The sequence below is a fragment of the Mesorhizobium sp. M7A.F.Ca.CA.002.04.1.1 genome (genome assembly GCF_004022805.1).
Taxonomy (GTDB): Bacteria; Pseudomonadota; Alphaproteobacteria; order Rhizobiales; family Rhizobiaceae; genus Mesorhizobium; species Mesorhizobium ciceri.
Genome location: NZ_RZPL01000334.1, coordinates 1 through 5,899, shown reverse-complemented (window position 1 = coordinate 5,899; position 5,899 = coordinate 1). Strand labels below are relative to the sequence as shown.

Below are 5,899 nucleotides of genomic sequence, written 5' to 3'. Positions count from 1 at the left end.
GTGCCGATCGGCGACCGCTTCACCATGGGCGGCGCGGTGGCGGCACTTGCCTGCCGGCGCTTCTTCAAATTCGACACCGTGGTTCCCTGCCACTTCGGCACGTTTCCGATGATCGACCCGACCGCCGATAAGTTCGAGGCCGGCCTGGAAGGATCCGGTGTAAGGCTGGCGTTGCCGAAAATCGGTGAGACGATTACGATCTAGAAACAGCTAAAGTGGAATAAATCCATGGTATTGGGGCGATCTCTTTGCGTTTCCATGTTTGTCGCGGCGTCGCCCGCGCTGGCCGCGGATGATTTCATCGAAGGCGTCTACCTTCAGTCCGAAGAGCTTTGCACGCAGGCCAAAAAGGACACGCTGCAAACGCTGATCGACGCCGGCAACATCGTGCTTTCGGCGCACGGCCTGCAGAGCGTGGAATACAATTGCGAGTTTCTGCAGGTCAGCAAGGCGACCGCTTCGCCGAGCTGGGCGGTGACGGCCCTCTGCCAGGAACCGGGCTATGTCTTCCCGGATGTCCTCTCGGTGACGCAAATGAACGACAAGCAGATCGATCTCGTGTCGGTCCGGCCCGTCAACGACGAAAGCGAAGCAAGCGGCAACAGCGGCAGCTACTATCTGTGCGAGGGCGTTGCCCTGCCGTAGACATCATCCTGTGCGTGGATCGATGGCCGAAGACTAGGCCGCCGCCGCAGCCTGGTCTCTCGCACGATGCATGTTGCGCAGCGCGCGCGGCGCCGCTATAGCCCGAACTGGTTTTCCCCGAGGCAAAAACATGTCCGTAGATCTTCAGACAGTGAAGCGCGTCGCGCATCTCGCCCGCATTGCGGTGAGCGAGGAAGATGCCGAACGGATGACCGGCGAGCTGAACGCCATTCTGGGCTTCGTCGAACAGCTGAATGAGGTCGATGTTTCCGGCATCGAACCGATGACCTCGGTGACGCCGATGGACATGAAGAAGCGTCAGGACGTTGTTACTGACGGCGGCAAGGCAGCTGACATCGTCGCCAACGCGCCGGCGACCGAAGAGAATTTCTTCCTCGTGCCGAAGGTCGTGGAGTAAACCGGCCGATGGCAATCGACATCGCCATTGAAACGCCACTGCAGGACGACGTGCGCGGCCTGGTCGAGGAACTCAACCAGACCTTGCTCGAACTGACGCCGCCGGAGCATTGCTACCATCTGACGGTCGAGCAGATGGCTGGTGAGGACACGACTGTCTTCATCGCCCGCGACAACGGCATGGCCATTGGCTGCGGTGCGCTGAAACGCCATGACGGCGCTGTCGGCGAGGTCAAGCGCATGTACACGCGGCCCTCGCATCGCGGGCAGAAGATCGGCGCGAAAATCGTCGAGCAGGTCGAGGCGCTGGCGCGCAACGAGGGGCTGAAGCGCCTGGTGCTGGAGACGGGCGACCGTCACCCCGCGGCGTGGACCGTCTACGAACGCGCCGGGTTTTCGCGTTGCGGCCCGGTGCTGGATTATCCCGATTCCGAGTGGTCGGTGTTTTACGAAAAGAGCCTTTGATGAGCGACCTGACCCAGCTGACGATTTCACAGGCCCGCGCCAAGCTGCACGGCAAGGAAATCACCGCGACCGAGATCACCGAGGCCTATCTCTCGGCCATCGATCGCGCCAATCCCGCGCTCAATGCCTATGTCGCGGTGACAGGCGACAAGGCGCGCGACATGGCCAAGGCGTCCGACGCAAGGCTGGTCAAGGGCGAGGGCGGTGCGCTGGAAGGCATCCCGCTCGGAATCAAGGACCTGTTCGGCACCGAAGGCGTCCATACGCAGGCCTGCAGTCATGTGCTGGACGGATTCAAGCCGCGCTACGAATCGACCGTTACGTCAAATCTGTGGGCCGACGGCGCCGTCATGCTCGGTAAACTCAACATGGACGAGTTCGCCATGGGCTCGTCCAACGAGACGTCCTACTATGGCCCGGTCATCAATCCGTGGCGGCGCTCGCGCCTAGACACGGTGGTGATGCCGACGACGCATCAGGGTGATGGCGGCTTCGTCTCGGCCGGCGGCACCAGGACCGCGCGCAGCCTGGACAATGCGCAGCTGGTGCCGGGCGGTTCTTCCGGCGGTTCGGCAACCGCAGTGTCGGCCTTCCTGTGTGCCGGCGCGACCGCGACGGATACTGGCGGCTCGATCCGCCAGCCGGCCGCCTTCACCGGCACGGTCGGCATCAAGCCGACCTATGGCCGCTGCTCGCGCTGGGGCATCGTCGCCTTCGCCTCGTCGCTCGACCAGGCCGGCCCGATCGCTCGTGACGTGCGCGATGCCGCGATCCTGCTGAAGTCGATGGCCTCCGTCGATCCGAAGGACACGACGTCGGTCGACATGCCGGTACCGGACTATGAGGCCGCGATCGGCAAGCCGATCAAGGGCATGAAGGTCGGCATTCCCAGGGAGTACCGCGTCGACGGCATGCCCGAAGAGATCGAAGCGCTGTGGCAGAAGGGCATTGCCTGGCTGAAGGACGCCGGCGCCGAGATCGTCGATATTTCCCTGCCGCACACCAAATATGCGTTGCCTGCCTATTACATCGTGGCGCCCGCCGAGGCTTCGTCCAACCTCGCCCGCTACGATGGCGTCCGCTACGGCTTGCGCGTGCCGGGCAAGGATATCGTCGACATGTATGAGAAGACCCGTGCCGCCGGTTTCGGCCGTGAGGTCAAGCGCCGTATCATGATCGGCACCTATGTGCTGTCGGCCGGCTATTACGACGCCTACTATCTGCAGGCGCAGAAGGTGCGCAATCTGATCAAGCGGGATTTCGAGACTGTCTTCGCCGCCGGCGTCGATGTCATCCTGACCCCGGCAACGCCATCCGCCGCCTTCGGCATCGCCGACGAGGACATGGCTGCCGATCCGGTCAAGATGTACCTGAACGACATCTTCACCGTCACGGTGAACATGGCCGGCCTGCCGGGCATCGCTGTGCCCGCCGGGCTCGACGCCAAGGGTTTGCCGCTCGGGCTTCAGTTGATCGGCCGGCCGTTTGACGAGGAAACCCTGTTCCAGACCGCCGCCGTCATCGAGCAAGCCGCCGGCACATTCCAGCCGGAGAAATGGTGGTAGCATGCCGCCCCCGTCTCGCATTTCCATCGTCGAGACGGAAGACGAACTGCTGATAACCAACCCACCGCGCATCTCGGATTTCAGGATGGGCTTCGTCCTGGTTGGGGCCGCGATCGTTGCCTATACCGGCTACATGGGATTGACCGACACGTCGCCCGCAAACGTCGCCAGCGGCACTCTCGGACTGCTGTCGTTCACTGCGATCATTGCCCTCTTCACCTACTTCCTCGGCAAGGATTTCATGTGGCTGGTGTTCGGCAAGGAAACCCTGCGGCTAACCGACGTGGCAGCCGTGCGCGACGTCAGGGGTTTTGTGCGAAATCGTTCCTCATTGCCTTTGAAAGGGCACCTTGAGGCCGAAATCCTCGACCATACCTATCCAACGGATGAAGCGGGGCTGTCGGAAGTCATCAGGTTGACCAACACCAACGGCGTCCTTGTTTTCGGCAGGGAGTTGAGCCGGCCCGAGGCCGAGGCTGTGACAAGTGCCGTCGAGCACTTCATCGGTCGTGAGAATTCGAGCCGACGATAGGCAGCCAATGTTCTTCTACCTTTCCAAGATCTTCTGGTTCTTCATCCAGCCGCTCAACCTGGCGATCTTCCTGCTGCTAGCGGGACTGCTCGCGGTCACGATCGGGCGCCGACGGTTAGCGGCCGCCGGCAGCGTGCTGGCATTTTTGATCCTTGCACTGTCAGCATGGACGTCGCTCGGCGCCATGATGCTCAATCCGTTGGAAGAGCGCTTTCAACGCCCGCCGCTGCCGGAAAAGGTCGACGGCATCGTCGTGCTCGGCGGCGGCTTCGAGGGCGCCATCAATCTGGCGCGCGGCGGCTATGAGCTGAACAGCAGCGGCGATCGGATGGTCGAGACCGCGATTCTCGCCCGGCGCTTTCCCACCGCCAAGGTGGTCGTCTCCGGCGGCACCGGCGCGTTGTTTCTCGATGGCGAGGGCGATGCCGCAACCGCGCCGCGCCTGCTCACCGCGCTTGGCGTGGCCGCCGACTGGATGATCCTGGAGAACAAGTCCCGCAACACCTATGAGAACGCGGTCTTCACCAAGGAGTTGGTAACGCCGAAGCCCGGCGAGACCTGGCTGCTGGTGACCTCGGCCTTCCATATGCCGCGCGCCAAGGCGCTGTTCGACAAGGCCGGCTTTGCAACCGTTCCATGGCCGGTCGACTATCGCACCTCGGGACGGGAAGGCGTCGGCCTGTTCCGCGACAATCCAGCCGATTCGCTGCGGGCCACCACCATGGCCATCCGGGAATGGATCGGGCTTTTTGCCTACTGGCTGTCAGGCCGGATCGATCAGCCTTTTCCGGGCGGCTGACCGATCACCGCCTGCCTGGCCGCCGAGAAGAACTGGCGCCGCACCAGCACCGCCAGCAGCAACAGCGTCGACAACACGAACACCATGGGGTCGACGAACCAGCCGAGATAACCGATCGAGAAGAACACGCCGCGCAGGCCGGAGTTGAAGTGCTTTCCGGCCAGCATGTTCATTTGCGCCGCACGCCACACCGCCGTTTCGGTGACCGGATTGCGCGAGGCTTCGCCATGCGGGATCGGTACGGCGCCGATCAGGATCGTGCAATAATTGAACAGCCGGTACGCCCAGCCGAATTTGAAGAACGAAAACGCCAGGATCAGCACCAGCCCAAACACCTTTATCTGGAAGGCCGCGCGCGACGGCGCGCCACCCAGAGGCAGGTCGCTGAGCACTTCAAGAACCCGGTCGGACGCGCCGAGCAGGGCAAAGCAGCCGCCGATCGCGATCAGCGAGCTGGAGGCGAAGAAGGCGGTGCCTTGCTGCAGCCCGCTCATGATGGCGGTGTCGACGATGCGGATCTCGCGCTCGGCCATGGTCCGCATCCAGGCTTGCCGCTGTGCATTCATCGCCGTCGTCAGCGACATCCGGCTGACAAGCTTGCCGTCGGAGGCAAACGTGTGCAGCAGCCACGCGACGAGGAAGAAGGCCAGCGCCGCGAGATCGGCTGTCGAAAGATCGAGGGAATCGCCCATGGCCTGAATTTATCACATTCAGGGCGATCGCTTCGATGTCCGCATTCAGCGATCGTGCCAATGTCGCTGCCGGAGCAAACAAGGTCGGCGGGTGCAGCGCCGCGATTTCCAAAAGAGCGGAAACATCGTGGGAATTCCTATATGTAGTCCTCGACCTGACTCCAGGAGACAACGCCGCGTGTTCCTTTCGGTTTTCGACCTGTTCAAGATCGGCATAGGACCCTCGAGTTCGCACACGATGGGACCGATGACCGCCGCGGCGCGGTTTCTCGACGAGGTCGCGGGAAATGACTGGCCGCGCCCGGCGGGTGTGAAGGTCGACCGCCTTGGCGCCAGCCTGCACGGGTCACTCGCCTATACCGGCATCGGCCACGGCAGTGACCGCGCCGTCATGCTCGGCCTTGCCGGTCTGACGCCGCAGACGGTCGATCCCGACCAGGCCGATGGCATTGCCAGTCGCATCGCCGCCGAAAAGCGTATTTCGCCGCCCGGCCATCCCACCTATCGCTTCGATCCGGCCAGCGATCTGGTGCTGGACCGCAAGACGCCGCTCACCGGCCACGCCAACGGCATGGCGTTCTACGCCTATGATTCCGGCGGCCGCCTGCTGCTCAAGCGCATCTATTATTCGATCGGCGGCGGCTTCGTGGTTTCCGAAGAGGAACTGCAGCGGATGAAGGCCAAGGGATCGGTGACGACGGAAGGCAAGAAAGTGCCTTATCCGTTCAAGAATGCGGTCGAGATGCTGGCCATGGCCGGCAAAAGCGGCCTTTCCATCGCCGAC

General features: G+C 62.9%; 8 protein-coding genes and 1 pseudogene. 8 read left to right on the top strand and 1 reads right to left on the bottom strand.

Going from position 1 to position 5,899, the window contains the following annotated elements; translation table 11 throughout:
• The 7 genes and pseudogenes from ENZ75_RS18090 to ENZ75_RS18060 all read left to right on the top strand — a co-directional run.
• A pseudogene (locus ENZ75_RS18090) lies at nucleotides 1-204 on the top strand (metal-dependent hydrolase); the annotation flags it as partial.
• 24 nt (nucleotides 205-228) lie between these two features.
• Nucleotides 229-645 carry a hypothetical protein gene (locus tag ENZ75_RS18085; RefSeq protein ID WP_082826453.1) on the top strand — a complete coding sequence of 139 codons (417 nt, stop codon included), beginning with the start codon at nucleotides 229-231 and terminating at the stop codon, nucleotides 643-645.
• Between the two features lie 130 nt (nucleotides 646-775).
• Nucleotides 776-1,063 carry an Asp-tRNA(Asn)/Glu-tRNA(Gln) amidotransferase subunit GatC gene (gene gatC / locus ENZ75_RS18080; protein ID WP_013531787.1) on the top strand — a complete coding sequence of 96 codons (288 nt, stop codon included), beginning with the start codon at nucleotides 776-778 and terminating at the stop codon, nucleotides 1,061-1,063.
• Between the two features lie 8 nt (nucleotides 1,064-1,071).
• On the top strand, nucleotides 1,072-1,527 hold the full coding sequence (locus ENZ75_RS18075; protein ID WP_013531786.1) for a GNAT family N-acetyltransferase: 456 nt from the start codon (nucleotides 1,072-1,074) through the stop codon (nucleotides 1,525-1,527).
• Entirely contained in the window at nucleotides 1,527-3,092 is a 1,566-nt protein-coding gene (locus ENZ75_RS18070) for an amidase family protein (RefSeq protein WP_027161542.1), read from the top strand. Before ENZ75_RS18075 ends, ENZ75_RS18070 begins: the two co-directional genes overlap by 1 nt.
• Before the next feature lies 1 nt (nucleotide 3,093).
• Nucleotides 3,094-3,624, top strand: a complete 531-nt coding sequence (locus ENZ75_RS18065; RefSeq protein ID WP_013531784.1) for a hypothetical protein — start codon at nucleotides 3,094-3,096, stop codon at nucleotides 3,622-3,624.
• A gap of 7 nt (nucleotides 3,625-3,631) precedes the next feature.
• The gene (locus tag ENZ75_RS18060; protein ID WP_063167958.1) at nucleotides 3,632-4,423 is read left to right on the top strand and encodes a YdcF family protein; all 792 of its coding nucleotides are present in this window, start codon (nucleotides 3,632-3,634) and stop codon (nucleotides 4,421-4,423) included.
• Here ENZ75_RS18060 and ENZ75_RS18055 read toward each other — a convergent pair.
• Nucleotides 4,402-5,115: a DUF599 domain-containing protein gene (locus tag ENZ75_RS18055; RefSeq protein WP_027161543.1), complete on the bottom strand. Its 714-nt coding sequence runs from the start codon at nucleotides 5,113-5,115 to the stop codon at nucleotides 4,402-4,404. The two genes, ENZ75_RS18060 and ENZ75_RS18055, sit on opposite strands and share 22 nt — an antisense overlap.
• Before the next feature lie 178 nt (nucleotides 5,116-5,293).
• Here ENZ75_RS18055 and ENZ75_RS18050 point away from each other — a divergent pair.
• On the top strand, nucleotides 5,294-5,899 hold a 606-nt coding region (locus ENZ75_RS18050), incomplete at its 3' end, for a serine dehydratase beta chain (RefSeq protein WP_281061247.1).